Annotated in this window: 29 protein-coding genes; 15 read left to right on the top strand and 14 right to left on the bottom strand. The window is 63.8% G+C overall.

The annotated features are described in order from the left end of the window. Window positions 1–53: 53 nt before the first annotated feature. Window positions 54–854 (bottom strand): N-formylglutamate amidohydrolase, encoded by an 801-nt coding sequence (locus tag HV823_RS10500; protein WP_176949661.1) that lies wholly within the window; start codon window positions 852–854, stop codon window positions 54–56. A gap of 252 nt (window positions 855–1,106) precedes the next feature. On the opposite strand from HV823_RS10500, the gene HV823_RS10495 reads away from it, so the two are divergent. Both HV823_RS10495 and pyk read left to right on the top strand, forming a co-directional pair. Then, the gene (locus HV823_RS10495; RefSeq protein ID WP_176949761.1) at window positions 1,107–1,523 is read left to right on the top strand and encodes a DUF1036 domain-containing protein; all 417 of its coding nucleotides are present in this window, start codon (window positions 1,107–1,109) and stop codon (window positions 1,521–1,523) included. After that, window positions 1,523–2,962 (top strand): pyruvate kinase, encoded by a 1,440-nt coding sequence (gene pyk / locus HV823_RS10490; RefSeq protein WP_176949660.1) that lies wholly within the window; start codon window positions 1,523–1,525, stop codon window positions 2,960–2,962. The genes HV823_RS10495 and pyk overlap by 1 nt, the downstream gene beginning before the upstream one ends. A gap of 144 nt (window positions 2,963–3,106) precedes the next feature. Here pyk and HV823_RS10485 read toward each other — a convergent pair whose 3' ends face one another. From HV823_RS10485 to HV823_RS10465, 5 genes are all read right to left on the bottom strand, one after another. After that, window positions 3,107–3,718 carry a tetratricopeptide repeat protein gene (locus HV823_RS10485; protein ID WP_210270756.1) on the bottom strand — a complete coding sequence of 204 codons (612 nt, stop codon included), beginning with the start codon at window positions 3,716–3,718 and terminating at the stop codon, window positions 3,107–3,109. Window positions 3,719–3,785: 67 nt separating this feature from the next. Next, on the bottom strand, window positions 3,786–3,911 hold the full coding sequence (ykgO, locus tag HV823_RS10480) for a type B 50S ribosomal protein L36 (RefSeq protein ID WP_065998194.1): 126 nt from the start codon (window positions 3,909–3,911) through the stop codon (window positions 3,786–3,788). A 184-nt stretch (window positions 3,912–4,095) separates the two neighbouring features. Next, window positions 4,096–5,151 (bottom strand): 5-(carboxyamino)imidazole ribonucleotide synthase, encoded by a 1,056-nt coding sequence (locus HV823_RS10475; protein WP_176949659.1) that lies wholly within the window; start codon window positions 5,149–5,151, stop codon window positions 4,096–4,098. Then, complete coding sequence (gene purE / locus HV823_RS10470; protein ID WP_176949759.1) at window positions 5,148–5,615, bottom strand: 5-(carboxyamino)imidazole ribonucleotide mutase; 468 nt, start codon at window positions 5,613–5,615, stop codon at window positions 5,148–5,150. Before purE ends, HV823_RS10475 begins: the two co-directional genes overlap by 4 nt. A gap of 50 nt (window positions 5,616–5,665) precedes the next feature. After that, the gene (locus HV823_RS10465; RefSeq protein WP_097137258.1) at window positions 5,666–5,869 is read right to left on the bottom strand and encodes a YdcH family protein; all 204 of its coding nucleotides are present in this window, start codon (window positions 5,867–5,869) and stop codon (window positions 5,666–5,668) included. Window positions 5,870–6,088: 219 nt separating this feature from the next. Between HV823_RS10465 and HV823_RS10460 the strand changes: the two genes are divergently transcribed. Continuing rightward, window positions 6,089–6,262, top strand: coding sequence for a YdcH family protein (locus tag HV823_RS10460; protein WP_176949658.1), 174 nt, complete (start codon window positions 6,089–6,091; stop codon window positions 6,260–6,262). 165 nt (window positions 6,263–6,427) lie between these two features. Here the strand turns inward: HV823_RS10460 and HV823_RS10455 are convergent, their stop codons facing one another. Together HV823_RS10455 and HV823_RS10450 are read right to left on the bottom strand one after the other, a co-directional pair. Beyond that, the gene (locus HV823_RS10455) at window positions 6,428–6,688 is read right to left on the bottom strand and encodes an ArsR/SmtB family transcription factor (RefSeq protein ID WP_176949657.1); all 261 of its coding nucleotides are present in this window, start codon (window positions 6,686–6,688) and stop codon (window positions 6,428–6,430) included. 129 nt (window positions 6,689–6,817) lie between these two features. Next, entirely contained in the window at window positions 6,818–7,588 is a 771-nt protein-coding gene (locus HV823_RS10450) for a sulfite exporter TauE/SafE family protein (RefSeq protein WP_176949656.1), read from the bottom strand. A gap of 103 nt (window positions 7,589–7,691) precedes the next feature. Between HV823_RS10450 and HV823_RS10445 the strand changes: the two genes are divergently transcribed. The 7 genes from HV823_RS10445 to HV823_RS10415 all read left to right on the top strand — a co-directional run bounded on the left by HV823_RS10445 (window position 7,692) and on the right by HV823_RS10415 (window position 15,262). Beyond that, entirely contained in the window at window positions 7,692–8,345 is a 654-nt protein-coding gene (locus HV823_RS10445) for a thiamine phosphate synthase (RefSeq protein WP_176949655.1), read from the top strand. Window positions 8,346–8,355: 10 nt separating this feature from the next. After that, a complete protein-coding gene (locus HV823_RS10440) occupies window positions 8,356–9,678 on the top strand; it encodes a tetratricopeptide repeat protein (protein ID WP_246301089.1) in 1,323 nt (440 codons plus the stop codon). Window positions 9,679–9,833: 155 nt separating this feature from the next. After that, a complete protein-coding gene (gene efp, locus HV823_RS10435; RefSeq protein WP_176949654.1) occupies window positions 9,834–10,397 on the top strand; it encodes an elongation factor P in 564 nt (187 codons plus the stop codon). Between the two features lie 70 nt (window positions 10,398–10,467). Then, window positions 10,468–11,268 carry an inositol monophosphatase family protein gene (locus tag HV823_RS10430; RefSeq protein WP_176949653.1) on the top strand — a complete coding sequence of 267 codons (801 nt, stop codon included), beginning with the start codon at window positions 10,468–10,470 and terminating at the stop codon, window positions 11,266–11,268. A gap of 171 nt (window positions 11,269–11,439) precedes the next feature. After that, on the top strand, window positions 11,440–12,510 hold the full coding sequence (locus tag HV823_RS10425) for a MotA/TolQ/ExbB proton channel family protein (protein ID WP_176949652.1): 1,071 nt from the start codon (window positions 11,440–11,442) through the stop codon (window positions 12,508–12,510). Between the two features lie 3 nt (window positions 12,511–12,513). Further along, window positions 12,514–13,545 (top strand): peptidoglycan -binding protein, encoded by a 1,032-nt coding sequence (locus HV823_RS10420; protein WP_176949651.1) that lies wholly within the window; start codon window positions 12,514–12,516, stop codon window positions 13,543–13,545. Between the two features lie 73 nt (window positions 13,546–13,618). Continuing rightward, window positions 13,619–15,262, top strand: coding sequence for an FAD-binding dehydrogenase (locus HV823_RS10415; protein ID WP_176949650.1), 1,644 nt, complete (start codon window positions 13,619–13,621; stop codon window positions 15,260–15,262). Between the two features lie 107 nt (window positions 15,263–15,369). On the opposite strand, the gene HV823_RS10410 is transcribed toward HV823_RS10415, so the two are convergent. Next, window positions 15,370–17,184: an ABC transporter transmembrane domain-containing protein gene (locus HV823_RS10410; protein WP_176949757.1), complete on the bottom strand. Its 1,815-nt coding sequence runs from the start codon at window positions 17,182–17,184 to the stop codon at window positions 15,370–15,372. Window positions 17,185–17,388: 204 nt separating this feature from the next. On the opposite strand from HV823_RS10410, the gene rpmE reads away from it, so the two are divergent. Continuing rightward, a complete protein-coding gene (gene rpmE / locus HV823_RS10405; protein ID WP_176949649.1) occupies window positions 17,389–17,610 on the top strand; it encodes a 50S ribosomal protein L31 in 222 nt (73 codons plus the stop codon). Between the two features lie 162 nt (window positions 17,611–17,772). On the opposite strand, the gene rcdA is transcribed toward rpmE, so the two are convergent. The 3 genes from rcdA to HV823_RS10390 form a co-directional block, all read right to left on the bottom strand. Continuing rightward, window positions 17,773–18,291: a protease adaptor protein RcdA gene (gene rcdA, locus HV823_RS10400; RefSeq protein ID WP_176949648.1), complete on the bottom strand. Its 519-nt coding sequence runs from the start codon at window positions 18,289–18,291 to the stop codon at window positions 17,773–17,775. 374 nt (window positions 18,292–18,665) lie between these two features. Next, window positions 18,666–18,854, bottom strand: coding sequence for a DUF1192 domain-containing protein (locus tag HV823_RS10395; RefSeq protein ID WP_176949647.1), 189 nt, complete (start codon window positions 18,852–18,854; stop codon window positions 18,666–18,668). After that, the gene (locus tag HV823_RS10390) at window positions 18,851–20,134 is read right to left on the bottom strand and encodes an MFS transporter (protein ID WP_176949646.1); all 1,284 of its coding nucleotides are present in this window, start codon (window positions 20,132–20,134) and stop codon (window positions 18,851–18,853) included. The genes HV823_RS10395 and HV823_RS10390 overlap by 4 nt, the downstream gene beginning before the upstream one ends. Before the next feature lie 158 nt (window positions 20,135–20,292). Here HV823_RS10390 and HV823_RS10385 point away from each other — a divergent pair, with 158 nt between their 5' ends. From HV823_RS10385 to HV823_RS10370, 4 genes are all read left to right on the top strand, one after another. Further along, the gene (locus HV823_RS10385; protein ID WP_176949645.1) at window positions 20,293–20,448 is read left to right on the top strand and encodes a hypothetical protein; all 156 of its coding nucleotides are present in this window, start codon (window positions 20,293–20,295) and stop codon (window positions 20,446–20,448) included. Between the two features lie 474 nt (window positions 20,449–20,922). After that, on the top strand, window positions 20,923–22,440 hold the full coding sequence (locus HV823_RS10380) for a CDP-glycerol glycerophosphotransferase family protein (protein ID WP_176949644.1): 1,518 nt from the start codon (window positions 20,923–20,925) through the stop codon (window positions 22,438–22,440). Window positions 22,441–22,494: 54 nt separating this feature from the next. Then, the gene (locus tag HV823_RS10375) at window positions 22,495–22,890 is read left to right on the top strand and encodes an FAD synthase family protein (protein WP_176949643.1); all 396 of its coding nucleotides are present in this window, start codon (window positions 22,495–22,497) and stop codon (window positions 22,888–22,890) included. 31 nt (window positions 22,891–22,921) lie between these two features. Further along, window positions 22,922–24,205, top strand: a complete 1,284-nt coding sequence (locus tag HV823_RS10370) for a CDP-glycerol glycerophosphotransferase family protein (protein ID WP_176949642.1) — start codon at window positions 22,922–22,924, stop codon at window positions 24,203–24,205. Between the two features lie 34 nt (window positions 24,206–24,239). Here the strand turns inward: HV823_RS10370 and HV823_RS10365 are convergent, their stop codons facing one another. Both HV823_RS10365 and HV823_RS10360 read right to left on the bottom strand, forming a co-directional pair. Beyond that, entirely contained in the window at window positions 24,240–25,265 is a 1,026-nt protein-coding gene (locus tag HV823_RS10365; RefSeq protein ID WP_176949641.1) for a class I fructose-bisphosphate aldolase, read from the bottom strand. 173 nt (window positions 25,266–25,438) lie between these two features. Further along, window positions 25,439–26,635, bottom strand: coding sequence for a phosphoglycerate kinase (locus tag HV823_RS10360; protein ID WP_176949640.1), 1,197 nt, complete (start codon window positions 26,633–26,635; stop codon window positions 25,439–25,441). Window positions 26,636–26,787: the final 152 nt, after the last annotated feature.

The following is a 26,787-nucleotide window of genomic DNA, read 5'->3' as shown; positions in this document are numbered from 1 at the left end:
GGCGGGGGCGAGGCCGGGGGGTATCCCGACTGCCCGATTGTCCGTGCCGTCGCTCAGTAAGGCCCGGTGCGCGAGGCGAATGTCTGATAGGTGTGAAGGCTATCGATGGCGTTCAAGTCTTCAAGGATCGGGGCAAGCCTGTTCGTCCAGTGCTCGATGCCGCTGGCGTTGCCGATCTCGTCCTGCCGCACCTCGATGAGTGCGTGCGGGATACCCGCCGTCATGCAGTGGCGGAACATCGTGTCGCCGCGCAGCGCCCCGTCATAGGGCTCGTTGCTGGCGGTAGTGACGCCGGGCAGGGCGCCCAGGGCCGAAAGCAGCGGATGGACGGCGCGGTGGTCGCTGTCCCAGAGCACGGTGATGTGCCAGGGCCGCGGCACGCCCTTCCAGTATGGCGTGAAGGAATGAAGCGAAATGACCAGCGGTGCGCGGCCGCCTGTCTCGGCGATCCTGCCGATCGTTTCGGAGACCGCGTGGTGATAGGGCCGATGATAGGTGAGCAGCCGATGCTGCCATTCCTCGGGGGTGATCGGGTGATTGCCGGGCACGATCGCTCCGTCGGAAATGCGCATGACCAGCGTCGGGTCGTCCTCGCCCCGGTTGGGGTCGATCAGCAGGCGGGAGAAGCGGCTCATGACGGCGGGTACGCCGAGACGTGCCGCCAGCGCCCGCGTCAATCCCTCGATGCCGATGTCGTAGGCGATATGTCGTTCGAAGGCGCTCTCGGGCAGGCCGAGGCGATGGTATCGGGCGGGGACGCGGTTGGTGGCGTGATCGGCCAGCAGCACGAGCCCGATGCTCGCATCGCCGTCGATGATCTCGAAGGGGCTGTCGTCGGTGACGTCCGTTTCCATGCCAACTCTTGCTGCTCGATCTGCCGCTAGATCGCACGGCACGACGCCGACCGCAAGCCGCCATCATGTCTTCGCTTTCTCGGTGTATCCGCGCCGCAGTTCGTCCTGTAATCGATTAGAGTTGCGTTGACATTCGACGCCCGCCGTCGCAAGAAAGCGCGTGACCAAATCAACGGAGTTCCATTGGAAACCGTGTCAATTCCTTCACGCTCCCGCCCGTTCCGTCCGGCGTCCGGCCTTTCCTTCCTTGGATTGTGCGCTGCCGCGGCCTTTTTCACCCTGACGTCCCCAGGCTCTGCGCGCGCCGACTTCCGTGTCTGCAACGGCACACAGAACCTGGTCGGCGTTGCCATCGGCTACCGCGCCACCGAGGGGTGGATGACGGAAGGCTGGTGGCAGATCCCGGCAACCACCTGCGCCACGCTGATCGAAGGCGAGCTGCAGTCGCGCTACTACTACCTGTACGCGGAAGACGCCGCACGCGGCGGTCGGTGGACCGGCGACGTCAACATGTGCGTGGCCGAAAACGAGTTCAAGATCGAAGGTGTGCAGGACTGCTTCGCCCGCGGGTTCCAGCGCATGGGTTTCAAGGAATATGACACCGGCCGTCAGGGCAGCTGGATGGTCCAGCTGTCCGACACTCCCGGTACGCAGGAAAGCCAGAACTGATGAAGCGGAACAGAAGAGTAAAGATCCTTGCAACCCTCGGCCCGGCTTCCGCCGAGGAAGAGATGATCCAGAAGTTGCACGAAGCGGGGGCCGACCTCTTCCGTATCAACATGAGCCATGCCAGCCATGACGTGATGCGCACGCTGATTAGCAGGATCCGTTCGGTAGAGGCGCGCTGTGGCCGGCCGATCGGCATTCTTGCCGACCTGCAGGGACCGAAGCTCCGCGTCGGAAAATTCAAGGACGGCAAGGCCGACCTTTCCCCGGGCCAGACTTTCACCCTCGACAGCAATGACGAGCCGGGCGACGCCACGCGCGTGTTCCTGCCGCATCCCGAAATCCTCGAAGCCGTCAAGCCGGGTCACCGCCTGCTGATCGACGACGGCAAGCTGCATCTGCTCGCTGAAAAGTCCGACGGCAAGAAGATCGTCTGCAAGGTCGTCGCCGGTACGAAGATTTCCGACCGCAAGGGCGTCAGCTTGCCCGATACGCTTCTGGGCGTCGGCGCGCTGACCGGGAAGGACCGTGCCGACCTCGACGCCGTGCTGGCTACCGGCAGCGTCGACTGGGTCGCGCTATCCTTCATCCAGCGTCCCGAGGATCTGGCCGAAGTCCGCAAGGTCGCCCGCGGCCGCGTCGGCCTGATGTCGAAGATCGAGAAGCCGCAGGCGATCGAGCGCATCGACGAGATCATCGAGCTTTCCGACGCGCTGATGGTCGCCCGCGGCGATCTGGGCGTCGAGATGCCGCTCGAGACGGTGCCCGGCCTGCAGAAGCAGTTAATCCGTGCCTGCCGTCGCGCCGGCAAGCCGGTGGTCGTTGCGACGCAGATGCTGGAATCGATGATCACCGCACCGGTTCCGACGCGCGCCGAAGTGTCCGACGTCGCGACCGCCGTCTTCGAAGGCGCCGATGCGATCATGCTCTCGGCCGAATCGGCGTCCGGCGACTATCCGGTCGAGGCCGTTGCCACCATGGGGAAGGTCGCAAGCCAGGTCGAGCGCGACCCAAACTATCCGGGCATCATCAATGCGCAGCGCACGCCGCCGGAAGCGACCGGCGCCGATGCGATCTCGCTGGCGGCGCGGCAGATCGCCGAAACGCTGAACCTGTCGGCGATCGTCTGCTACACCTCCTCCGGCACCACAGGCCTGCGCGCTGCGCGCGAGCGGCCGTCCGTGCCCGTCCTGGCGCTGTCGCCGATCATCGAAACGGCTCGCCGCCTGTCGGTCGTCTGGGGCCTGCACTGCGTCGTCACCGGTGATGCGGAAGATCTCGACGACATGGTCAACCGCGCCTGCCGCATCACCGTCAGCGAAGGCTTCGGCAAGCCGGGCGACCGGGTCATTATTTCGGCCGGCGTGCCGCTTGGGACGCCCGGTGCGACCAACATGCTGCGCATCGCCTATATCGGTTCTGATGGCGCCAGCGGCATCTGAGCCGGCGCATAAGCGACGGTTGCAACATTTCGGCAAGGCGGGCTTCGGTTCGCCTTGTTGCGTTTTGGGAGGGGTCGTCGGGGCCCCGCTGCGAAATGCCTGCGATGAACGGCGATGGCGCCGAGATGCGGCCGTGCAGAAGGATCAGGTGCGGCTGCCGGCCAGCTTGTCGGCGATGTCGCCGAGCGCCTTCTGGGCACGCCGCTCTGCCGGATAGATGTCGAGGAAGCGCTGCCACGCTTCCATGGCGAGTTCGTCACGCCCGTAGTTGGTGAGAATCGTCGCCATGCCGGCGATGGCGCCGAAGTGCCGCGGCTCAAGCGCCAGCACGCGATTGATATCCGACATCGACTTCTTGAAATTGCCGAGCTTGAAGTTCAGCGTCGCTCGCTGGTTCCACCCCTCGACATAATGCGGATCGAGCTGGATGACCTCGTCGAGATAGTCGAAGGCGACCATGTCCTTGTTGTCGGCCACGGCCTTGTCGGCCTGCAACATGAGGAGATTGACGGTGGGGCTGCCCGAATCGCGCCATTGCAGGCGAATCGTCTCCGAGATCGCCTTTGCCTTCTCGGCATTGCCTTCGTGCTTCAGTTGACTGAAAAGCGTGTTCAGGCGCTGCGATGGGCTGGCATCCTGGGACTGGTTGCCGGCTGCATTCTCCGTTACGGCCGCTGAATTGGCGCCTTGCGCAAAGGCGGGGCCGGGCAGGGCGGCCATGGCAATGAGGGCGGCATAAACAAAATTCGAGCGCATGCGGATATGCTACTCCGCATGCGCTCGAATGCAAACCGATAACTTTCGCCGTGCGAAAGTGATGCGCTCAGCCCTGGCGGGCCTTGAAGCGCGGGTTCTGCTTGTTGATGATGTAGACGCGGCCCTTGCGGCGAACCAGACGGTTTTCGCGGTGGCGGGTCTTGAGAGACTTGAGCGAATTCTTGATCTTCATGTTTCTGATCCGCGATGCTGGGGAGGAAATGAATCCGCCCTAAAATCTTGTCAATTAAAAACGCGCCGTTTCGGGCGCGCTTTCAGGTTGGCGTTCGTGTATCCGTTCATCCGGTTGCTGTCAACCGTTCGGCGGTGTTTTGCGGTGCGCGAAGCGTGATTTCCACCTTTTGCGCACGCGCCGGTCAGAGCAATTCCGTCACGTGGCCCATCTTGCGGCCCGGCCGTGCTTCGGTCTTGCCATAGAGGTGGACGAGCACGTCGGGCGTGTTGAGCCATGCGGGCACGTCGGCGATATCGTCGCCGATCAGGTTCTGCATCCGGCAATCGGAATGGCGGCGCGGATCACCCAGCGACAGGCCTGCGACGGCGCGGATGTGCTGCTCGAACTGCGATATCACGCAGGCCGCTTCCGTCCAGTGACCGGAATTGTGAACGCGCGGCGCCATCTCGTTGGCAAGCAGCTGGCCATCGGCGAGGGCGAAGAACTCGACGCCGATGACGCCGACATAGCCCAGCTTGTCGAGGATGGCGCGCGCCGCACGCCGCGCCTGGTCGGCCGTCGCCTCGTTGATCGCCGCCGGAACGGTCGAGGTGTGGAGAATGCCGTTGCGGTGGACGTTTTCGGCGGGGTCGTAGCAGACGATCGTGCCGTCGGCCGCCCGGGCTGCGATGATGGAGATCTCGCGCTCGAACGCGATCAGTCCTTCCAGGATCTGCGGAACCGAGCCCAGTGCCTCGAAGGCGCCGGCGCGACTTTCGGCGGGGGAGCGGAACACCCGCTGGCCCTTGCCGTCATAGCCCAGGCGTCGCGTCTTCAGCACGCCGATCCCGCCGAACGCCTCGAGGGCGGCATCGAGATCTTCCTGGCTGTCGATGGCTTCGAAAGGAGCTGTGGCGATGCCGCACTCGTTGATGAAGCGCTTTTCGACAAGGCGGTCCTGAGAGACCTCCAGCGCCTTGGGCGGCGGGAACACGGCAACCGATTGCGCAAGCTGTGCCGCTGCGGCGACGGGCACGTTCTCGAATTCGTAGGTGACGACGTCACAGCGCTCAGCGAGTGCGGCGAGAGCTGCGGGATCGTCGTAAGCCGCGACGATCTGGCTGTTGGCGACCTGGGCGGCCGGGCAGTCGGCCTGCGGTTCGAGAATGACGGTGCGGATGCCGAGGCGTGCGGCTGCCATTGCGAGCATTCGGCCGAGCTGGCCGCCGCCGACGATGCCGATCGTGGAAACGCTCATAGCGGGCCATCCACCGGATAGTCGGCGACCGATGCGCTCTGGTTCTCGCGCCATTCGTCAAGCCGCAATGCCAGTTCCGGATCGGACAATGCAAGCACGGCGGCGGCGAGCAGTGCCGCGTTCACTGCGCCGGCCTTGCCGATCGCCAGCGTGCCGACGGGAATGCCGGCGGGCATCTGGACGATTGAAAGCAGGCTGTCCTGTCCTGAAAGCGCCTTCGACTGGACCGGCACGCCGAAGACCGGAAGCGAGGTCAGTGCTGCGATCATGCCCGGCAGGTGTGCTGCGCCACCGGCTCCGGCGATGATGATCTCGAAGCCTTCGGCGCGGGCTGTCTTGGCGAATTCGTAAAGCCGGTCGGGCGTACGATGGGCCGAAACGATGCGTGCCTCATAGTCGACCTCAAGCGCGTCGAGAGTGTCGGCAGCGTTCTTCATCGTCTCCCAGTCGGACTGACTGCCCATGACGATGGCGACGGGTGGCGTCTGAGGTGTCTTCAACTTCGCTTTCCGTTTCAGGCGATGATATCGGGAATGATCTGGTCCTCGATCTTGGAGATCTTGTCCTTGATCACGAGCTTCTTCTTTTTCATCCGCTGCACCCGCAAGGCATCGCAGCCGACCTGGATCATGGCATTGATGGCGGCATCATAGTCTTCGTGTTCCTGCCGAAGCCTGGCGATCGCCAATCGCAATTCCGCCTGTTCCTGGTCTGCCATTCTCTTCAATTCCCCGTCCCCTACCGATGGCGGTCCATGCCGTCCATTCGTGTTCAGCAAGGCTGCTCCTATCATAAAAGGCCAGCGCTCGGGAAGTTATCCTTGGCCACGATTTCGCCTTCGACAAATGAAAAATAGCGTGGCAGACTTTGAATGTTGCAACCTTGGCCGCCGCACGCGGCAGCGTTCGGGGGTCAACAAAAGGGAAGGAACTGTCGCATGTCGATTGAGGCTCATCTTGCCACGCTTGAAAAGAAGCACTTCGCCCTCGAGGAAGAGCTTCACGAAGCAATGACCCGGCCGTCTTACGAGGACGAGACCATTGCGGACATCAAGCGGCGGAAGCTGCGCATCAAGGATGAGATCGAGAGGATTCGATCGTCCGTGAATTGATCGGACAGGTATTTCCACGAGGATTTGACTTTGGGAGTTTGCTCCCCGCCACTCAAGTGGCGATGCGAGTCGAAATATTTGAAATAACAGACTTATGTCCCGGCTATTCGATTGGCCGGGGCTTTTTTTTGGCTTCGGCCGGTCTGCCGGGAAATTTGCGCCGGATCAGTTCCAGAACTGGTCGAGCCAGAAGTTCAGCCTGTTGAAGCCCGCAGAATTGATGGCATAGATGCGGTGCGTACCCTTGGCCGTGACGCTCACCAGATTGCATTCCAGCAGGGCCTTGAGGTGCTGCGATACGGCCGGCCGGCTGATCGGAAGTCCCTGGGACAGTTCGTTGACCGTCTTCGGCGCGCGTCGGAGTTCCTCCAGCAGAAACCGGCGGTTCGGGTCGGCAATTGCGGCAAAGGGATCCGGCGTCACCATGCGAAAAAGCTATGGCATCGCAACAAAATCGGCAAGTGTTTTGTGCGCTGCCGCAGGCCTCTGTCGAGCCATGTCCTCCGGCTTGCGCGCGGCGGGAAAACGCATGACGATCCGACGGATTTTGTGCTGCTAGAGAAACGCGGCGATGCCGTCGTGGACGAGCTTGAGCCCGGCCACGAACGCCATTCCGTACATGAACGGATAGAAGACGTCGGGCTTCATGCGCTTGACGATGAAGCCGCCGAGCGCTGTCATCGCCATGGCGAGCGGCATGAGCGTGGCCGAAACCGTCAGGTTCCTCGTATCGAGTTGGCCGAGGGCGAAATAGGGCACGAGCTTTACCGCATTCAGCGTGGCGAAGTAGCGCACGGCGGCGCCGGTATAGTCGCGCGGCGACAGCTTCAACGGCAGCGCATATACCTGGTAGGGCGCCCCACCGGCGTGCGCGACGAAGCTGCCATAGCCGGAGAGCGTGCCGAAGAAGGCGGCGGGCCCGACCCGCTGCGGCTTTGCCGGAATGACGAGGCCGCGACGGATGCGCCACTGGTTGTAGAAGAAGCGAAGCGCAAAGAAAACGGTGATGGCGCCGATGATCAGGCGGAGCGCATCGCGCGGGACATAGGCCGAGGTGGCCCAGCCCAGCGCCACGCCGAAGAGGCCTCCCGGCAGAAGATAGAGCAGCGTTTTGCGGTCGTTGTGATGGCGCCAGATCCACAGCGATACGATGTCGCTGACGACGAGGATCGGCAGCAGGATGGCCGCCGCTTGCACGGGCGGGACCACCATGGCAAGGATGGGTACGCCCATCAGCGCCAGCGCCTCGCCCATTCCACCCTTAGTCAGTCCGACCAGCATGACGGCAGGGATCGCGGCGAGGTAGATGCTGGGGTCGATGGGCATGGAGGGTGATTGATCCTGTGATGCAACCCGTCTATCGGCTTTGTTTGAATATTGCGAGGGGCAGTCCGCCGATCGCGACGGAACGGGAAGAAATGGAACTGCGATGACTGGAACCGACAACCGCTGCCGCCTCGTGCTGATCGTCCCCGAGGGCGAGGACATCGAAGCTCGCAAGGCCATGGTGGAGGATGCGCTGCGCGGCGGCGACGTCGCGTCCGTGATCCTGCCGCAGTACGGCCTGGAGGACGGCCTGTTCCAGAAGCATGCCGAGGCAATTGTGCCTGTCATCCAGCAGGCGGGTGCTGCAGCTTTGATCGCGGGCGATACGCGCGTCGCGGGCCGTGCCAAGGCCGACGGCATCCATATCGCCGGCGGGCTTGAGGCGATCGGCGAAGCGATCGAGAAATTCTCGCCGAAGCTGATCGTCGGCGCAGGCGGCGCCAAGGAGCGGCATGCGGCACTCGAAATCGGCGATCTCGCCCCCGATTACATCTTCTTCGGCAAGTTCGACGGCGACATCAAGCCGGAAGCGCATCCGAAGAACCTTGCGCTCGCCGAATGGTGGGCCTCGATGATCGAGGTGCCCTGCATCGTCATGGGCGGTACGGATCCGCAGTCCGCACTTGCCGTTGCCGAAACCGGCGCGGAATTCGCAGCGCTGTGCCGGGCAGTCTTCGACGAACCGGCCAATGCCGCGCAGGTGGTCGCATCCGTCAACGCGTTGCTTGACGAAAAAGCGCCACGGTTCGAAGATTAAAGGCGTTCGCATGACAAGGGCTTTCGATCACAGGTCGCTGCGACTGACTACAGCATTGCTTTGCGCGCTTGGTGCAGCGATGCCGCTTGCGCGCGCCCAGGACACGCAGAAGCCCACCGCCGCCCAGCCGAATGCCACCGTCCCTGACGCGACCGTCCCCGAAACAAAGGGCACCGGCCAGGGGGCGACGGGCGGAGCACCCGCATTGCCCGGCGTCGCCGGACAGCCCAATCCCTCCTCCGGAGAAGGCAGCCAGGCGCAGAAGCCGGTCGAAGCCGAAGACCACAATGCCGGACTAGACGGGCCGGCTGAGCCCGGGCGCACCTCGCGACTGCTCGATCCTGCCGAAGCCGGAGATGCGCTCGGCAAGATCGCGCCTTCAGGCGCGGCTGCTGCAGGCGGCCAGCAGAAGGAACTGCTGACGCCGTCGTCGGGTCTCGGCGTGCTCGACCGCATGGGTGCGCCGCTTCCCGATCTGCCGGCTGAAAAGGCCTTCACCGGAAAGGTGGACGATGCCTATGGCGCGTTCCAGCGCGGCTTCTACCTGACGGCAATGGAGCTGGCGCTTCCACGCGCGCAAAGCGGGGATGCGGCCGCGCAGACGCTCGTCGCCGAACTCTTCGAGCAGGGGCTCGGCGTGAAACGCGACCGCAAGCAGGCCGCCTTCTGGTACAAGCAGTCGGCCGAGGGCGGGGATCCCGCCGGCATGTTCAAATACGCCCTGCTTTTGATGGATGGCCGCCAGGTCGAACGCGACCGCAAGAAGGCCGACGAGTACATGAAGAAGGCGGCGGATGCCGGAAACCCTTCTGCCCAGTTCAACTACGGCCAGATGCTCGTCGCCGACACGCCCGGCGAAAAGGGGCTGCGCGCGGCCATGGCCTATTATGAGAAGTCGGCCGAACAGGGGATCGCGGATGCGCAATACGCGCTTTCGCAGCTCTACAGCAACCTCCAGGGCCTGCCGCCGGAGAAGACGGGCCGGGCGCGCGAGTGGCTGCTGCGGGCCGCCCGCGCCGGCTACGACACTGCTCAGCTCGACCTCGGCATCTGGCTCGTCAACGGCGTTGCCGGGGACAGGGACTACGACGCGGGCTTCCGGTGGCTGAAACGTGCGGCCGAGGGCGGCAACGTCGTCGCCCAGAACCGCCTCGCCTACCTCTACATCAATGCGCTGGGAACCCGGCCCGATCCGGTCGAGGCGGCCAAGTGGTTCGTGCTCTCGCGCCGCGCCGGCCTCAACGATGCCGGGCTGGAGGATTTCTATCTCGGCCTGACCGACGAGCAGCAGAAGGCCGCGATCTCGGCTGCCAACAAGTTCCGCGTGCGCTGACGGCGGCGCCTTGCGGTGTAGCCCTGCGTCAGGTGAATGGCTGCGTTCCTGCGGCGGAGACTTGAACTTTGAAGGGAATTGTGGTCTTGAGGCCGCAAACTTGGTTCCCGGCCGGTCAGGCCGCGCGGAACCGCTAAAACCTCTACGGAATTCTCATGAAAATCAGCGGCAGTGAAATCAAGCCGGGCAATCTTATCGAGCACAATGGCGGCCTGTGGGCGGCGGTGAAGTGCAACACGGTCAAGCCAGGCAAGGGCGGGGCGTTCAACCAGGTCGAATTGAAGAACCTGATGGACGGCACCAAGCTCAATGAGCGTTTCCGCTCTTCGGAGACGGTCGAGCGCGTCGAACTGGAGAAGAAGGACTTCCAGTTCCTGTTCGAGCAGGGCGATGGACTGGTGTTCATGGATGTCGACTCCTACGACCAGCTCGAACTGCAGAAGGAATTCGTTGGCGATCGCGCCGCATTCCTGCAGGATGGCATGATGGTGACGGTCCAGCTCTATGACGAAAAGCCGATCGGCGTTTCGCTGCCCGATCAGGTGGTGCTTTCGGTCGCGGAAGCCGACCCGGTGATCAAGGGGCAGACGGCGGCCTCTTCCTACAAGCCGGCGATCCTGGAGAACGGGGTGCGCGTGCTTGTGCCGCCCTTCATCGAGGCGGGTGAGCGCATTCTCGTCGATACCAACGAAATCACCTATCTTCGCCGCGCCGACTGACACGAAAAATTCCGCCGGCCGTGGCACCGACCGCGTTTGCCCGCCGACAAACTGACAAGGACAAGCCCCGATGGCTCGCTCAGCTCTACTCAACGTGATGGTCCAGGCCGCCTTCAAGGCCGGCAAATCGCTCTCGCGCGATTTCGGCGAAGTGCAAAACCTGCAGGTTTCCCTCAAGGGGCCGGGCGATTACGTCTCGCAGGCCGACCGCAAGGCGGAGAAGCTGATCCGCGAGGAATTGATGAAGGCGCGGCCGACCTATGGCTTTCTCGGCGAGGAGGGCGAGGAGATCAAGGGCACCGACGGCGCCCATCGCTGGATTGTCGATCCGCTGGACGGCACGACCAATTTCCTGCACGGCATTCCGTGCTTCGCCTCCTCCATCGCGCTGGAGCGCAACGGCGAGATCGTCGCGGCCGTGGTTCTCAATCCGGCGACGGACGAACTCTACACGGCTGAGAAGGGCGGTGGGGCCTTCCTCAACGATCGCCGCCTGCGCGTCGCCGCCCGCAAGGAACTGTCCGACAGCGTTATCAGCTGCGGTGTCCCGCATCTCGGCCGCGGCAACCACGGCAAGTTTCTGATCGAGCTTCGCCACGTGATGGGCGAAGTCGCAGGCATCCGCCGGATGGGTGCGGCCTCGCTCGATCTCGCCTATGTCGCAGCAGGTCGCTTCGACGGCATGTGGGAGCGCGGCCTTGCCGAATGGGACATCGCGGCGGGCATCCTGCTCATCCGCGAGGCCGGCGGCTTCGTCAGCGATCTCGAAGGCGGCAACGCGATGCTGGAGACCGGTACGCTGGTCGCGGGCAACGAATATATCCACAAGGCGCTGGCCGAAGTCGTTCATCGGCCTGTGCCGACCCGCTAGGGGACGGATCTCTCCCGCAGCCGTCCGCTGCGGGATCTACCCGCATTTCTACGGCGCGATGCGTCGTCCTTCTGGCGCAAGTCAATGGACGCGCACCGAAATTCGGCCCTTCAATTCGGCGCAATCTTCCTCTAGGCTCCACGCAAAGTGAGAGCAGGAGAAGCGAGTCCCATGGCAAAGCTGGCGCTGTCGGGTTGGGAGGGGCCGGCCGAGACCGGGGAAGACTATCCCCACAAGCTGTCTAGCCCCATGCCGTTTTTCTGGACGATGGTCATCTTCCTGATCATCGTCGGCTTCGTCGGCGCGATCCTGTTTCGCCAGGCGCATGCGGCCTTCGTCAGTAATCCGGGCCTCAACGGGCTGATTCTCGGCGTCCTGCTCATCGGCATCCTTTTGGTGTTCAGCCATGTGCTGTCGCTGCGGCCGGAGGTGCGCTGGTTCAATTCCTTTCGTGCGGCGGGCAGTGCGGAGAAGGTCGGGCGTGATCCCGTTCTGCTCGCGCCGATGCGCGCCCTGATCGGACGGCATCATTCGATCGCGCTGTCGGCCAGCGCCCTGCGTTCCATCCTCGATTCGATCGCGACGCGACTGGACGAATCGCGCGACACCTCGCGCTACCTGATCGGCCTCCTCGTCTTTCTCGGCCTGCTCGGCACCTTCTGGGGGCTGCTCGGGACCATCGGCTCCATCAACACGGTCATCCAGTCGCTGGACGCAGGCGCAGGCACGGCGAACGACGTGCTGAGCGCCTTGAAGGAAGGGCTGTCCGCGCCGCTCTCGGGCATGGGGACTGCGTTTTCCACCTCGCTCTTCGGTCTTTCCGGCTCGCTGATCCTCGGCTTCCTCGACCTGCAGGCGGGCCGCGCGCAGAACCGCTTCTATATGGAGCTTGAGAACTGGCTGTCGTCGGTGACCGACGTTTCCTCCGAACTGTCTCCTGCCGCGATTTCTGCGGGCGGCGATCAGGCGGACATCAAGGCGCTTGCCGAGCAGATCCTGAAACTGTCGCACGAAGGCGGCCACAGCCGCTCCACCGCGGCGATGGCAAGCCTTGCCGAAGGCATTCAGGGGCTGGTGAAGAACATGCGCAACGAGCAGCAGATGCTGCGCGACTGGATCGAGGCGCAGCAGGACGAGGCGAAGGCGCTGCGCCGCACGCTCGACCGGCTGGCGGCGCGCGCCAGCGAGCTCAACGGCGAACGCGCCGCCGAGCGCCTGCGGGATCCGGCGGGGAACGAGTAAGCCATGGCGCTTGCCCGCAACCGCCGCTCAAGCAGAACCGTCGATTACTGGCCCGGCTTCGTCGATGCGCTGTCGACGCTGCTGCTGGCGATCATGTTCCTGCTCTGTGTCTTCGTGCTCGCGCAGTTCTTCCTCAGCCGCGAAATCACCGGCAAGGACGAGGTGCTCGACCGGTTGACCAGCCAGGTGAACGAGCTGACGCAGCTTTTGGCGCTGGAAAAGAGCGGCAAGCAGGATCTGGAGGATTCGCTGGCCAACCTGCAGGCCTCGCTTGCCGAATCGGAAGGCGAGCGCTCCCGGCTGCAGCAGATGCTGAACCAGGGCGCCGGCGCCTCGGACGCCGCCGATGCCCGCATTTCCACGCTCAACGAAACGCTCGATGCCGAAAAGCAGGTCAGCGCGCGTGCGATGAGCCAGATCGAACTGCTGAACCAGCAGATCGCCGCCCTGCGCAGCCAGATCTCCGCCGTCGAGGGCGCGCTTCAGGCGTCGGAGGCAAAGGACGTGACCGCGCAGGCGAAGATCGCCGATCTCGGCCGCCGTCTCAACGTGGCGCTGGCCCAGCGGGTACAGGAACTGAACCGCTACCGCTCGGACTTCTTCGGCCGCCTGCGTGAGATCCTCTCCGATCGCGAGAACATCCGCATTGTCGGCGACCGCTTCGTCTTCCAGTCGGAGGTGCTGTTTCCTTCCGGCGGCAGCGAACTGAATCCCGAGGGGCAGGCCGAGATGCGCAAGCTCGCCGCGGCACTCCTCGATCTCGCCAAGGAAATCCCGCCGGAAATCAACTGGGTGCTGCGCGTCGATGGGCACACCGACAACGTACCGCTGTCCGGCACGGGGCGCTATGCCGACAACTGGGAACTCTCCTCGGCGCGTGCGACGTCGGTGGTGAAGTTCCTGATCGCCAACGGCGTTCCGGCAGACCGTCTGGTGGCGGCCGGCTTTGGCGAATTCCAGCCGCTGGCTCCCGGCGAAAGCGACCAGGCGCGGGCGACGAACCGGCGCATCGAGCTCAAGCTCACCGAGAAGTAGGCACCGTTTCCGCATTGCCCTTACCCTGACGTGCGCGTAACTTCCGCGCGGGGATGTGCTTGGGAGGGCGTGGATGGATTGCGATGTGCTGGTGATCGGCGCGGGGCTGGCGGGCCTCGTGGCGGCGAGCGAGGCGGTGGATCGTGGCTTGCGGGTGACCGTGCTGGACCAGGAGGGGGAGCAGAACCTGGGCGGCCAGGCCTTCTGGTCGCTGGGCGGCCTCTTTTTCGTCGACAGTCCCGAACAGAGGCGCATGCGCATACGCGACAGCCGCGCGCTCGCCCGGCAGGACTGGTTCGGTTCGGCGCAGTTCGACCGGCCGGAGGACCACTGGCCCCGCCTGTGGGCGGAGGCCTACCTCGATTTCGCCGGAGGCGAGAAGCGCGCCTGGCTGCACGCGCAGGGCATGCGCTGGTTTCCGATCGTCGGCTGGGCCGAGCGCGGCGGCGGACTTGCCACCGGACACGGCAATTCCGTGCCGCGCTTTCACGTCACCTGGGGAACCGGGCCTGGCGTGCTGGCGCCGTTCCTTCGCCGCGTGCGGGAGGCGGAGGCGAAGGGGCGGCTGTCCTTCCGCTTCCGCCATCGCGTCGATCGCCTGCTCGTCGACAACGGCGCCGTCGTCGGCGCCGAAGGGGCGGTCCTGGCCGCGGATCCAGTGGCGCGGGGCGTGCGGAGTTCGCGCGACGTCGTCGCGGCGTTTTCGCTGTCGGCGGATGCGGTCGTCGTCGCCTCGGGCGGCATCGGCGGCAATCATGAGCTGGTGCGGCGCAACTGGCCGGTCGATCGGCTCGGGCCGGCGCCGGCCCGCATGGTCAGCGGCGTGCCGCACCACGTCGACGGACGGATGCTGGCGATCACCCAGGAAGCCGGCGGCAGCGTCATCAACGGCGACCGGATGTGGCACTATACGGAGGGCTTGCGAAACTGGGATCCGATCTGGCCCAACCACGGCATCCGCATCCTGCCGGGGCCGTCGTCGCTCTGGCTCGATGCCGACGGAAACCGTTTCGCTGCCCCTGCCATGCCCGGCTTCGATACGCTCGGAACGCTGAAGGCGATCACCGCGTCGGGGCATGACTACAGCTGGTTCATCCTCACCAAAGCGATCATCAAGAAGGAGTTTGCCCTTTCCGGGTCGGAGCAGAATCCGGACCTGACCGGCAAGGATATCCGCCTGCTCCTGAAGCGGCTCGGCAGGAATCCGCCGGGGCCGGTGCAGGCCTTCATGGACAAGGGCGAGGATTTTGTCGTCCGCGACCGGCTGGAGGACCTCGTCGCCGCGATGAACGCGCTGACGGGCGAGGCCAGGCTCGATGCGGCGCATGTCAGCGCACAGGTCGAGGCGCGCGACCGGGAGATCGACAACGCGTTTTCCAAGGATGCGCAGACGGTCGCGATCCGGGGCGCGCGCAGCTATCTCGGCGACCGCCTGATGCGCACGGCGCGGCCGCACAGAATGCTGGATCCCAAGGCGGGGCCGCTGATTGCGGTGCGGCTGAACCTTCTCACGCGCAAGACGCTGGGCGGGCTGCAGACAGACCTGAACGGCCGCGTGCTCGAATATTCGGGCAAGCCGGTGCCTGGGCTCTACGCCGCCGGCGAGGTTGCCGGCTTCGGCGGAGGAGGGGTGCACGGCTACAATGCGCTGGAAGGAACGTTCCTCGGCGGCTGTCTTTTTTCCGGGCGGATTGCCGGCCGGAACGTCTGCGCGTGAAGGGTGCGGTCGTGCCGAGCGGCCTGCGGTCGATGGGGCTTATTGCGTTGCCTCAGTTGCGGCGGGTAGGCCGCGGCCGGTAATTACGAAAGCCGCGGCACCTTCGGTTATTGCGCCGCGGTCGCCTGCTCCTCGGCACCGGCTTCGACCTGACCATCGTTGAACTGCAGGCGGGCCAGCTTGGCGTAGAGGCCACCGCTGCGGACCAGCGACTGATGCGTGCCTTCCTCGACGATGCGGCCGTGCTCGATGACGAGGATACGGTCCGCCTTGAGGACGGTGGCCAGCCGGTGGGCGATGACGATCGTAGTGCGTTGCCCCATCAGCCCGTCCAGCGCCTTCTGCACGAGCTTCTCGCTTTGCGCATCCAGCGCCGAGGTCGCCTCGTCGAGCAGAAGCAGTGGCGCGTCCTTGAGGATGGCGCGGGCGATGGCAAGCCGCTGGCGCTGGCCGCCGGAAAGGGTCACGCCGCGCTCGCCGACCGTGGTGTCGAAACCATTGTCGAGGCGGCTGATGAATTCCTCGGCCTGGGCGGCGCGGGCGGCTGCCACGATCTGTTCGCGCGAGACGCCGGGCATGCCGAAAGCGATGTTGTCGGCAATCGTCGCGGCGAAGATCGTCACGTCCTGCGGGACGACGGCGATGCGGGCGCGGACCTCGTGCGGATCGGCGGTGCGCATGTCGATGCCGTCCAGCTTCACGCTGCCGCTGACCGGATCGTAGAAGCGCAAAAGCAGCGACAGGATGGTGCTCTTGCCGGCGCCGGAGGGGCCGACGACGGCGATCGTCTCGCCCGGCCGGATCGCGAAGGACAGCCCGTTGAGGCTGCGGTAGCCGGGGCGGGAGGGATAGGCGAAGTGGACGTCGGAAAATTCCACCGCGCCGCGGGCGGGAACGGGCAGAGCGACGGGAGACGGCGGCGCGGTGATCGAGGGCTTTTCGTCCAATAGCTCCGTCAGCCTCTCGGCTGCACCAGAGGCCTGCGACAACTCGCCCCAGACCTCGGACAGCGAGCCCAGGCTGCCGGCGGCGAAGACCGAGTAGAGCAGGAACTGGCCGAGCGTGCCGGCCGAGAGATTGCCCGAGAGCACGTCCTGCGCCCCGAACCAGAGGACGCCGACGACGCTGCCGAACACCATGGCGATCGCAAACGCGGTCAACAGCGAGCGGGCGAGGATGGCCGAGCGGGCTGCGCCGAAGGCCGCCTCGACCGCTGCGCCGAAGCGTTCGCGCGCCGCCGGTTCTGCGTTGAACGCCTGCACCGTACGGGCCGCCGAAATCACCTCGCCTGCATAGGCGGAAGCATTCGCAAGCGTATCCTGCGCCTGGCGGGAGCGACGGCGGACGGACCTGCCGAAGGCGACGAGCGGGAAGACGATGAGGGGAATGGCGGCAAGCACAAGGCTGGAAAGCTTCGGGCTCGTATAGATCATCATCGCGATCGCGCCGAGACAGAGGATCAGATTGCGCAGGGCAACCGAAGCGGTGGCACCCACTGCCGATTTGATCTGGGTCGTGTCGGCCGTCAGTCGCGAGACGATCTCGCCGGACTGGTTGCGATCGAAGAAATCGGGCGCCAGTTCCGTGACGCGTGCGAACACCGCGCGGCGCAGGTCGGACACGACGCGCTCACCGAGCGTAATGACGAAGAAGTAGCGAAAGGCGCTGGCGAGCGCGAGCAGGATCGCCAGCGCGAACAGCATCATGAAATACGTGTCGATGAAGCCCGCGTCGGATTCGGAGAAGCCGTGGTCGATCATGCGGCGCACGGCCATGGGCAAAGCGAGCGTGGTCACCGCCGCGGTCACCAGGGCTGCGAGGGCGCCGGCGACGAGGCCGCGATAGCGGCCGAGATAGGGCAGCAATGCGGCGAGCGGGCGGAGAGACTTGCGTTCGCTCTTGCGTTCGACGCCTGCTTGCATTTCCTTGCTCACGTTCACCTCTTCGAGCGGGCCGCTGCAGCGCGATTGCTTTTTGGGCTCTTGTTATCCGGCCGGCCTTCATGTATAGGCTCGCCATCGAATTGGGAAGCCGCTGGCCTGGTCGGTCGCGGCTTCATTTACGTCTTTGACCCGGCTGCCGCAACTGCTTGCGACAAAAGGTCCCCGGAACGCAGGAAGATTGTCATGAAGGCTGATATCCATCCCGACTACCACACCATCAAGGTCGTCATGACCGACGGCACCGAGTACGAAACCCGTTCGACCTGGGGTACCGAAGGTGCAGTGATGAACCTCGAAATCGACCCGAAGTCCCACCCGGCCTGGACGGGCGGCAATCAGCAGATGCTGGACCGCGGCGGCCGCGTTTCCAAGTTCAAGAAGCGCTTCGAAGGCCTCGGCCTCTAAGCCTCCTGCTAGACGCGATTTTGAAGCCCGGGTTTACCCGGGCTTTTTTGTTGCCCGGTTTTATTCAGGTGTCGCCATCGACAAGGGACGCCGGAGGAGGGGAACAACAAAAAACCCGGCCTGGGGCCGGGTCGGATGTCGATAGCGATCGCTGCGTACAGGTCAGGTGTTGCCGAAGGCAGTGTGGAGCAGGCTGAGCTGGGCCTGGACGCTGTTCTGGTTGTCGTTGACGAAGTTCTGCGTCTCCTGCGGGCGATAGACTTCCCGGTCGAGCAGGGCAACGCGGTTCTGTAGCCGCAGCGAGCGCTCGATCAGGTCGCGAAAGGCTTCCGGCAGTTCGGTCCAGCCCGGAGCGGCCCGGTCGACGTTGAAGCCATCGAGGCGAACCTTGCTCTTCTCGGAGATGACCTGGTCGCGCGTCATTTCGCCGTTGTTGACCGCCCGCTGCAGCAACAGCCACGACGCCATCTGCATCAGGCGCGTGGTCAGCCGCATCGATTCCGCTGCGTAGAGCACCGACGCCATGCGCGGCAGCACCTTTGCGGCCTGCCGGCCCGGACCATCGAGATAGGTTGCCGTCTCCTCGACGAGGCCCATGCCTTCGGCGTAGAGATTCTTGAACTGCGACGAGGTGGCGGCGTGGCCGGCGAAGCTGACGGTATTCAATCCTCTTTCAGACATGGCCCCAATCCTGTTTTACGCATCACAATTCAGGTAACTCGCGAACCGGCACGCGTGTTCCGCCGGTCGTTTTCATGCGAGCAGAATGATGCCTTAGCTGATTTGGCGCAAGCGTGATCTTAACAAAGGGTTAATCTCCACAATTCTTTACAAATTTGGACAATATGTGGAAAGGCCCAAAAAAAAGAGCCGCGGGAAAGCGGCTCTCAAGGTAAAACAGGGAGAAAATCAGACCCATTCCCCAAGCGGCGAAAATGTCTGAGTCCGGACTGGTCCGGGCATGCGATTAGTAGCCGATGATGCTTAACGGACGGTTAACTCAAACATACCTTGGTCGCGAAACCGCACATGCCCGCCTGCAGCTAGCCGGCAATTCAGCGGAACAGCTTTTCGGCGGCCGAGCGGCTCGCACCCTTGCGGGTGACTTCTTCTTCCAGCCGCGCGATTTCTTCTTTCAACAGCGCAATCCGGCTGGAAAGCTCGTCGGCCGAAAGCAGCGAGAGGTCGCAGCCGATCTCGTGGGCCACCTTGCGTACCGGCCTGTCGTCGTCCGACATGCTCATCGTGCATCCTCCGTCATCGTCTGAGGGGGTACGTCTGCCGTTCCCTGCTGGCTGGCGCGCGGCGACATGCGCAGGCTCTCCGGCGTCGTCAGCGTGCCGGGATTGAGAGTGGTATAGTTCTCGCGGGCGCTGGCGGGAAGGGCGGCGCGGCGACGGCTGCGGAAGATCGAATAGGCCGTAATCAGCAGATGCGCCCCGAAGGTGACGAGGAACAGGGCGTAGGGACCGACCGACGTCATCACCGGGCCGCCCAGCGTCGGGCCGATGATGGTTCCGATACCGTAGAGAAGCAGCAGGCCGCCGGACACCTTCACGAAATCTTCCGGGTTGGCGAAGTCGTTGGCATGGGAAACGGCGATCGGATAGAGCGCGTTTGCCGCCGCGCCGTAGACGGCAATGACGATCAGGAGTGCTATGACGGAATTCGGCTGCAGGAGGAACATCGCCAGGCCGGCGAGTGCCGCCACGCCTGCCAGCGCTGCGAGCACGTAGCGGCGGTCGACGCGGTCGGAGACGCGGCCCGCCGGCAGTTGCATCACGGCTCCGGCAAAAATCGTCACGCTCATCATCATCGCGATCGTGCTGGACGCGAGCCCCGCCTCGGCGCCGAAGACGGCACCCAGCGTGCCGAACGCGCCGTTGGCGATGCCGATGAGAACGATGCCGACGCAGGCGACGGGCGAGGTGCGAAACAGGGTGGGGATATCAAGGCTGACCTGCTTCAGCGGCTGCGGGGAGGCAGCGGTCGACAGCGTCGTCGGCAGCATGGCGAGGCAATAGAGGATGCCGGCGACCATGAACAGGATTGGCGTTCCGGTGTCGCCGAGCGTGACCATCATCTGGCCGCCGACGACGCCGAACAGGGTAATGGCGATGTAGAGCGAGAAGATGACGCCGCGGCTCTCGTTCGTCGCCCGCTCGTTCAGCCAGCTTTCGATGATCATCGAGGTGCCGGCGATGGAGAAGCCGGTGACGGCGCGCAGGGCCACCCACCAGAAGGGATCCACCAGGATGCCGGTCAGAAGCGCGATGATGGCGATCAGCGAGGCGAAGCTCGAGAACGCGCGTACGTGGCCTATCCGCTTGACCACCTTCGGCGCCAGCAGGCAGCCGAGCACGAAGCCGCTGGCCCAGGACGTGCCGATCAGGCCCAGCAGCGTGGTCGGATAGCCCTCATGGGCGCCGCGAACCGGCAGGAGCAGGCCATGCAGGCCGTTGCCGAGGAAAAGAAAAAGGGTGCCGAGGAGAAGTGCGAAGACGGAAACAAGGTTTTTTCGCATCGGGTATCCTGCCACTCTGCAACCGAACTGAACTATGCCGACAAGAGCATGATTTCCATAGCTGGAATACAGCCGACCGGTGAATCATGCCTTACGCGGAAACCCTCGACTTGGAAAAATGTCGCCGTTGTGACAGGAACGCGAAAAAGGAAACGCCGATGTCGAAAGTCCTTCCGCTCCTGTTGCTCGTCGCCATGGTGCTGCATGTCATCCGGCCGCTCGGCGTGCCGGGACTGCGCCGTCGCCGGGACTTCTGGAAGATCGCCGTCGGCGCGATCGCGGTAATGATGGTGACGGTGCTGATCCGGCCGTAAGGCGGCCTGCGGTCATCGATGTTGCTGCGGCACGGCGGCTTAAGCGCTGCCGCTGACACCGTCTTGCACGTTATTCTTCTGGATAAACAAAAGGGCCGCACCAGGCGGCCCTCCATGAGGTTTGGCTCTGTGACAAGCCTTTAGGCCTATGGGCCCAAGGAAGGTGTGGCTCAGAACGAGGGCTGCCTCGCTCCCACCATCGCATTTCCCGTTGCCGTCACGAGGTCCGAAATCTCATTAGACATTGGATCACCTTCCTTTCTGTATGTTGACGATGGACTTAATCTAGGAGTTCGAACGCGATCTGCAAGGCGGTGGCGTCGATTTGGTCGCGCCGCAAGATGTTCCGCATCGCCATGCGCGCAAGTTTCAGAAAAGCCAGGGTCTGTAACAGCAATATGACCATCCACCCGTGCGCCGTCGAAACTGCGACCTTCGGGCCTGCACGGGCAACCCTATTACGAGAGTGGCCTCATGGACATCAGCGTTTCCTCGACGCTCGCCGACCGACTAGCCAGCTTGACGGCCAAGTTCGATGCCCTGGAAGAGAGACTGGATGCGCTGGCGGAGAACCAGTCGCTGCATGGCGAGATCCAGCTGGAAGTGGTCAAGCTTCTGCAGCACATCCAGGGGCAGCAGGTCGCAAGCCTGGAGCGACTGAACCACGTCGCAGAAATTCAGGCGAACACCATCGAGGAAGGGGTCTCGAAGGAGGATGTCGCCTCGCTGAATGCGCTTATCGCGCAGGAGGGGCGACAACGCACGCTCGATCTACAGAGTCTGAAGCAGACGTCGAATGTATCCGCGCGCCAAGCGACGGCAGGAAAGCTGCCCGTGCGCTGTGCCTTCATTGTGCATTCGATACCGATGTGGGACGCCCTCTCCGACGTGCACGCCGCGATGCTTCAGGATGAGCGCTTCGACCCGGTCGTCATATCGATCAATTCGACGCCGCTTGGACGCGGTGCCTTTGAAGGCGAACCCGATGTCAGCCGTGCCCTCGACAAGCTCGGCGTACATCATCTCCGCTTTAACATGGAAGACTCCTATGCGGCGCTGGACATATTGAAGGCACTCCGCCCGGCCGTCATCTTCCGCCAGCAACAATGGGACGCCTGCCTCCCGCCTGCCTTCCATACACCGGAGTTGACATTCGCGCGGCTCTGCCTCGTTCCGTACGCCCTGAACCTCGCCACCTCGCTCGGCGACCCTGTGACGACGGAAGTATCGGCCTTCGGCTACGACCAGGCCTATCATCGCGCCGCATGGCGGATATTTTGCGAGACGGCGACCACGCAGTCCTACTATCGCTCCTTCAAGCATTCCGACCCCGACAAGATTGTTCTTAGCGGCTACCCAAAGTTCGACCGGCTTCTGAAGTCCGCGGAAACGCCGGAATGGCCGATTCGGTCGCGGGGCGGCAAGCCGTTCCGGGTCATCTGGGCTCCGCACTATTCGCTCGGCACGAATGGCCTGGGCTTCGGGGTCTTCGACAAGATCTGGGACAACATGGTCGCCTGGGCGCGCGAAAGCCGGGACATCGAATTCGTGCTCAAGCCGCACCCGGCGCTGTTTGGCCAGGTCCTGAGGGGCGACGGACTGGCCCATGTCCGGAAGACGTGGACGTCGATGCCCAATTGCGCGATCGCGGAGCAGCAATACGGCGAGCTTTTTGCCGCCTCCGATCTGATGATCTCCGACGGTCTTTCTTTTCTCGCGGAATACCAGCTCTTCGACAAGCCGCTGATCTTCTTCGATTCCGGTCACCACGTCGCGTTCAACGCACTCGGCAAGATGGCCGAGGCGGCCACCCGGCGCGTACGCTCGTTCGACCAGTTGAAGAAGGCGACGCTGGAATACAAGGACGGCAAGACGTGGGAATTCGAGACGGCGCGCAAGACGCTGCTGAATACGCTGCTGCCGAACCGCGGGGAGGCCGCTGCAAGCATTCTTGAGGCTATTGCGGCGGGCGTCCTGGAAGACCGGCACTAGGGCGGTCGCCACTGAGTTGCGCAATGCCCAACCGAATTTCTCAAGGGGACAGGAATGAAGAAAATCATCACGTTCGGCACGTTCGATGTGCTGCATATCGGGCATATCCGCATATTGCAGCGGGCGCGGGCATTGGGAGACCATCTGACCGTCGGCATCTCCACCGACGCCCTCAATTTCTCGAAGAAGCAGAAAACCCCGATCTATAGCGAGCGCGACCGCATGGAGATCATCCGGTCGATCATCGGCGTGGACGAGGTTTTCCTGGAGCACTCGCTCGATCTGAAGGGCGAGTACATCAAACAATACCAGGCGGACGTCCTGGTCATGGGCGACGACTGGGCCGGTCGTTTTGACCACTACAATACTCTCTGCGAAGTCGTCTACCTGCCTCGGACGGAAGGTATTTCGACGACATCGACACTTGAGGAAATCAGGCGCTACGCCTGAAACGCAACAAGAAAAAGGGGCACGAGATTCAATGAATGCGAAGGTCGAACCTCCGAAAGACAATCAGCCGGGCAGTTTCGAAGCGGCTGTGCCAACGCTCGAACATCCAACCGTTTTCGACGAATTCTCGGCGATCTCGCGACGGGTTCGAAAGCGGCGCGTCGTGCTGTATTTCGGTCGCAGCACGTTTTCGGACAATACGAAGTACCTTTATCTCGCCGACCTCGCGCGCAGTGCCGGTCACGAGGTTCTCTGGTGCACCTTCGACAAATCGCTGGAAACGGCGCTGAAGGACGCCGGACTGCCCTGTTTCAACCTCATGGACGACATCAACCGCACAATCGACCTTCTCATGCACGCGGCGGTGGCGGTGTTCTGCGTCAATCCCAGTGAGAGCCTGCGCGGTCTCTACAGCATGTATGCATGCCTTGCCGGCGCCCGGAAGCTGCAGCTATGGCATGGCGTCTCCGTCAAGCAACTGCTGCTAAAGCTGATCCCGCATCTCGGTATCAGCGATATCCGCTATCGTCGTCCGTTCTTCATGGCCTCGCAGGCCGACCTCGTCCTGAGCACATCTTCGGCGTTCGACGATTTCTGGTACGAGACCTATGGTGCGCCGCAGCTGGTTCGCGCAGGTTTCCCCCGCAACGAGGTCATATGCAGGGAGGCAACAGCCCACGAGCGGATCGGCAGCGAGCTACCCCCCGAGGCGACAAAGGCGTTTTCCTCCGGCCGGCGGAATGTCCTGGTGGTTCCAACCTGGCAGCGCGGCAATCCGACATTTCTCATGCAGCCAGGGTTCTTCGAAAGGCTACACAAGGCGGCAGCCCGCTACAAAGTCAACTTCTTCTACAAGATGCACCCCTTATACCACGATCCGTCCAAGACCATGGCGGTGGCCGGCAACAACTTCTATGCGATTGGCGCCGGCACCGACATCTATCCGCACATGAAGAAGTTCGACGCGCTCCTGACGGACTATTCGTCGATCATGTTCGACTTTCTACTCACCGGTAAGCCTGTCCTGTCGCTGGATATTCCCCCTGGGACGCACCAGAACTTCGAGCCCGACTATTCGCTCGTGCCCGATGTTCCCTTCCGCACCTTGTTCACGCCCGCGAACCTCGAGGCGCAACTGCAGAACGCGCTCGATCGCGACGACAAGAAGGCAGAGCGCGGGGAGATGGTCGAGAAGATCTTCGAGACCGATCCGCTGATGGCGAACGAGCATCTGCTGGCGGTCGTCGATCGTCTCGTCGACGAGGCCGTTTCCTTGCAGCCGGAGATCATCTACCCGGCCACTGCAGCGGCCTGATCGCTCTTCCGCTTCACGCGCGCGGAAGGCGGCGTTACACCGTCTTCTCCATCTCCTTCTTCCATTCCCCACGCGCAGCCAGGCTGCACATCTTGGCGCGGTGGGTGAAGGCGCGCTGGCCGGCGGCGACGTTTTCGGCTTTGCCGGCCCAGGCGTCCAGCGCTTCCGCCTGCAGCGCGCGGCCATAGGAGAAGGTCAGCCTCCAGGGCAGCGGACCCATGGCGTTCATGGCGGAAAGATGCGCGGTCGCCTCTTCCGTCGACTGGCCGCCGGAGAGGAAGGCGATGCCGGGAACGGCCGCTGGCACGGTCCGCTTCAGGACGCGGATCGTCCGTTCGGCAACCTCCTGCACCGAGGCCTTGCGCGCCTTCTTGCCGTCGATGACCATGGAAGGCTTGAGGATCATGCCCTCCAGAGAGACGCGTTGGTCGGCCAGTTCCTCGAAGGTGATGCGAAGGGTCTCTTCCGTCACCTCCTGTGAACGCTCGATCGACTGGGTGCCGGGCTCGCCATCCATCAGGACCTCCGGTTCGACGATCGGGACGATGCCGGCTTCCTGGCAAAGCGCGGCATAGCGGGCGAGCGCCTGGGCATTCGCCTTGATCGCGCCAAAGCTCGGAAGCGTGTCGGAGATCGCGATCACGGCCCGCCATTTGGCAAAGCGTGCGCCCGCTGCATGGTATCTGGCGAGCCTGTCGCGCAGTCCGTCGAGGCCTTCGGTGATCGTCTCGCCTTTGAAAAGCGCCATCGGCTTGGCGCCGGTGTCGACCTTGATGCCGGGAATGGCGCCGGCTGCCGTGATGATATCGGCGAGCGGTCGGTCGTCCTCGGTCTTCTGGAAGAGCGTTTCTTCATAGAGGATGACGCCGGAAATGTAGTTGTGCATCGCCTCGTCGGCGGAAAAGAGCATCTGGCGGTAGTCGCGGCGGGAGGCGTCGGTGGATTCGACGCCGATGCCGTCGAGGCGCTTCTTGATGGTGGCGGTGGATTCGTCGGCGGCGAGCAGGCCCTTGCCTGCGGTGACGATGCGGGCGGCGATGTCTTCCAGTCGTTCGCTCATGCGTTCCTCCTTGGACCAGTCCGTGTTTCCTTTGTCCCGTCTGCATGTTCTGACCGACGATCCCTGTGGCCGTCTTGGAGATATTTTCGATCCCGCGATCCGTCGCGTCAACGAAAATGGCCCCCTCCATCGAATGGAGAGGGCCATCAGTTGGTTCCGGTAAGGGTATCGGCCTACTTCTGCTGAAGGACGTCGACGCCCGGCAGCGGCTTGCCTTCCATCCATTCGAGGAAGGCGCCGCCGGCCGTGGAGACGTAGGTGAAGTCGTCTGCGACGCCGGCATGGTTCAAGGCTGCGACCGTGTCGCCGCCGCCGGCGACCGAGATCAGCGCGCCTTCCCTGGTCCGGTCGGCCGCATGCTTGGCCGCAGCAACGGTCGCGGCATCGAAGGGCGCGATCTCGAAGGCGCCGAGCGGGCCGTTCCAGACGAGCGTCTCGGCACGCGAGATCCAGGCATTGACCGCCTCGACCGACTTCGGGCCGACGTCGAGGACCATGGCGTCGGCGGGGATCTTGTCGATCGCGACCACCTCGTTGTCGGCACCGGCCTTGAACTCGCGGGCAACGACGCCGTCCTCGGGCAGGATGATGGCGCAGCCGGCCGCGGCGGCGTCGATCATGATCTGTTTGGCGGTGTCGGCGAGGTCGTGCTCGCAGAGCGACTTTCCAACATTTGTACCGCGGGCGGCGAGGAAGGTGTTGGCCATGCCGCCGCCGATCACCAGCGCATCGACTTTCTTCACGAGGTTCGACAGGAGGTCGATCTTGGTGGAGACCTTGGCGCCGCCGACGATGGCGACCACCGGGCGCTTCGGATTGCCGAGGCCCTTCTCAAGCGCCTCAAGTTCGGCCTGCATGGTGCGGCCGGCATAGGCCGGAAGCAGGTGTGCGAGGCCCTCGGTCGAGGCATGGGCCCGGTGGGCGGCGGAGAAGGCATCGTTGACGTAGATGTCGCCGTTTGCGGCGAGCGCCTTGGTGAAGTCCGCGTCGTTCTTCTCCTCGCCCTTGTGGAAGCGGGTGTTTTCCAGGAGCAGGATGTCGCCGTCCTTCAGCGCGTCGACGGCGGCCTTGGCCTTGTCGCCGATGCAGTCCTCGGCGAAGGCGACCGGCTGGCCGAGCACGTCCTTGACCGCCGGCACGATCAGGCCGAGTGACTGGTCGGCGACCGGCTCGCCCTTCGGCCGGCCGAAATGGGCGAGCAGGATGACCTTGGCGCCCTTCTTGGAAAGTTCGAGGATGGTGGGGGCGACGCGCTCGATGCGGGTTGCGTCGGTGACCTTGCCGTCCTTGACGGGGACGTTGAGGTCGACGCGGACGAGCACGCGCTTGCCGGCGATGTCGGTGAGGTCGTCTAGGGTCTTGAAGGTCATGGGCACCGCTCCTGATATTCCGCCTTGAAGCGCCGCGCGCCGAACAGGGCTGGCGCGCCTTTGCGCTGGCGATGTGAAATTTGCACTTCCGGCCTTCTATCTGGAAGGCGGAAGAGTTCAGGTCCTCGGACGGAAAAGCTCCCATTCGCCGT

This window comes from Mycoplana rhizolycopersici (assembly GCF_013378445.1).
In the GTDB taxonomy this organism is placed as follows: domain Bacteria; phylum Pseudomonadota; class Alphaproteobacteria; order Rhizobiales; family Rhizobiaceae; genus Mycoplana; species Mycoplana rhizolycopersici.
This window is presented reverse-complemented; position numbering and strand designations above follow the sequence as displayed.